This is a genomic window from Anaerolineales bacterium (assembly GCA_022866145.1).
In the GTDB taxonomy this organism is placed as follows: Bacteria; Chloroflexota; Anaerolineae; order Anaerolineales; family E44-bin32; genus PFL42.
Genome location: JALHUE010000083.1, coordinates 1 through 2,566 on the forward strand (window position 1 = coordinate 1; position 2,566 = coordinate 2,566).

The following is a 2,566-nucleotide window of genomic DNA, read 5'->3' on the forward strand; positions in this document are numbered from 1 at the left end:
CGCTCCGCCAGGCGCCGCATGAAGTATGGGTACCAGTGCGTGCCGTAGGGAACATACACCCGTACCGGGTAGCCGGCTTGCGCCAGAGCGGCCTGCAGGTCGGTGCGGATTCCGTGCAGCAGCTGAAATTCCAGCGCCGCCTTCGGAAGCCGGACCTGCTCCGCGTACCGCCGCGCGAAGGTGATGCGCTTCTCGTCATGCGAGGCGATGGCGGGCAGTGCCGGGGTCCGCCCGTCGGGGGAGGAGGGGGGAGATCCGTGGGCGAGGGCGGCATCGATCATCATGGCTGCCAGCGTATCGAAGTTGAGGTTGACATCCGCCTTCCGGGGGAAGGCGACTTGTGGCGGCTCGCGGTAGGCGCCCTTGCATAGCCGGATTCGGGTCGGGGAGACGAGCAGAGCTTGGACATCTGCCAGGCTTCGGAAGAGGTAGGCTTGGATGACCAGCCCCGTGTTGTGCAACCCCTTCTCTCTCAGTGTGCGCTGGATCTGCAGCGCGCGATCGACCGTCGAGGAGTCTTCCATATCGACTCGCACGAAGACCCCGCAGGCTGCGGCCTTGCGAAGGATTCGGCGCAGGTTGTCCAAACACAGTTGATCGTCCAGGCCCAGGCCCAGCTGGCTGAGCTTCAGCGAGGCATTTGAGCGCACGCCGGAGGCACAGATGCGGTCGATGATCTCGAGATAATCCTCGGCCGCATGCCGGGCCTCAGCGGGGGTAGTGACATTCTCCCCCAGATGGTCCAGCGTGGCGAACAGGCCGCGGGCATTCAGTTCGGCGACCGCCCGCAGGGCTTCATCCAGGGTTTCTCCGGCAATGAAGCGCGCCGCCGCCCGGCGGGAGAACCCCCACCGGGTGATCAGGTTCTTGGCCCAGGGTGCTCGGGACAGGTAGAGCAGAAAGGCTCTCAGCATGGCTTGGCTCCGTAGGAGGACTGCGGGACAGCCGCTGGGATCGGCCGCCGGGGGGAGGCAAGGGGCGCAGCACAGTTCGTGGGCAGGATCGCAACGCCTTCTGGCGAGCAGATCGTGCCCATTGTATGCGGCGGTTGGCCGCCCGGCAACTGCAAGACGGCAGACCCTGGGGCGCAGGTTGTCGTGCCTCACCGGAGCGGCCGCCGGGGGTGGTACACTTCCGCCCCGTGTCCGCCGACCCACGAGCCTACCAGCCCTATCTGCAGGGCGCCGTCAATTCCTTCGATCAGACTCGGCCGCACAGAGTGCCAGCGCCCCGGCGCCGCGCCTGGGGACGACTCACCGCGGCAGTCCTCGGGCTCGGCCTGGGCTTGTCGCTGGCCGTCTACCTGCTGCTCCCCATCCGGTCGAACATCCTGCTTCTTGGGATCGACAGCCGCCCCCAGGAGTCGCAGGTTTCCCGCACCGACACCATGATCCTGACGACCGTGATCCCCACCCAGCCCTACGTCGGCATGCTCTCGATTCCCCGAGATCTCTGGGTGACCGTCCCAGGGGTCGGGGAGAACCGGATCAACACCGCCCATTTCTTCGCCGAGAACGCCGCCCCTGGGAGCGGGCCCGAGGCCGCCAAGCAGACCGTTTCCCTGAATTTCGGTGTGGATGTCCCCTACTATGTCCGGATTCGGTTTGAAGGCCTGAGGCGGTTTGTCGACGCCTTGGGCGGGGTGGAGGTGGACCTGCCAACTGCCATGGCGGGATATGAACCCGGCCGTCACCTGCTGACCGGGGAGCAGGCGCTAGCCTTCGTCCGAGACCGGAAGGGGACCGATGACTTCTTCCGCATGCAGCGTGGCCAAGTCTTCCTGCAGGCCGTTGTACGCCGGGCGATGACCCCCTGGAGCTGGGCGCGGGTGCCAGCCGCGGCGGCTGTGCTCCTGGCCTCAATCGACACCGATCTGCCGGTTCTGCTTTGGCCGCAGATCGGCTTCGCCCTGTTGCGAGCCGGCCCCGCTGGGATCGATGGCCGGACGATGACGCGTGAGATGGCCCAGGGGTTCACCACCGGCGGGGGTGCGGCAGTCTTGGCGCCACGCTGGGAGGCGATCAACCCGGTGCTGCTGGAGATGTTTGGGCAGTAGCCGGTGATATGCGTACCAGCGCCCCGGGCACGTTTTTGATGCTGAGAGCTCGTTGAGAGATCTCCGGCAGACTGACACTGGCTAGGAGGGCCTCGACTCAGGGGGAAGCTCGCGAGCCGCAGGCTTTCCTGGCCACCCTGGCGGCCGCGCCGGAGCCTGGTTCCGACGAGCCAGCCACCTCCAGGATGCCCGGTTGAGGACCGCCCCGACTGGTTACCGGCCGGGGCGATCGATTCCCCCCGCAATCAGGATCGGAGGGGTTTCGGCAGACGGTAGAGGCCAGACCCTGCCGGCTACCCAACCACCCGGAAGAACTCATGTGAGCCTTCCGAGACACACGTGAGAAGTCGCTGGAACCAGGCCTGGAAAATCGGGTCGTTGAACATAGTCTGGCGATGTTCGTCCCAGGTGCGCAGATCCGGGGTCTCGACCTCGAGCACCATGTTGAACATCCGGCCGCTGGCGTCCGTCAGCACCCGGGGGTGGGTGGCGACCCCGCAGTCTTCCAGC

General features: G+C 66.4%; 3 protein-coding genes. 1 reads left to right on the top strand and 2 read right to left on the bottom strand.

Translation table 11 applies throughout. The features are described from left to right. The coding region (locus MUO23_02825; protein ID MCJ7511888.1) for a proline dehydrogenase family protein at positions 1-914 on the bottom strand (914 nt) is incomplete at its 3' end. Between the two features lie 227 nt (positions 915-1,141). Between MUO23_02825 and MUO23_02830 the strand changes: the two genes are divergently transcribed. Continuing rightward, entirely contained in the window at positions 1,142-2,056 is a 915-nt protein-coding gene (locus MUO23_02830; protein ID MCJ7511889.1) for an LCP family protein, read from the top strand. A gap of 293 nt (positions 2,057-2,349) precedes the next feature. Here MUO23_02830 and MUO23_02835 read toward each other — a convergent pair. Beyond that, a partial coding sequence (locus MUO23_02835) for a hypothetical protein (protein MCJ7511890.1) occupies positions 2,350-2,566 on the bottom strand: 217 nt, incomplete at its 5' end.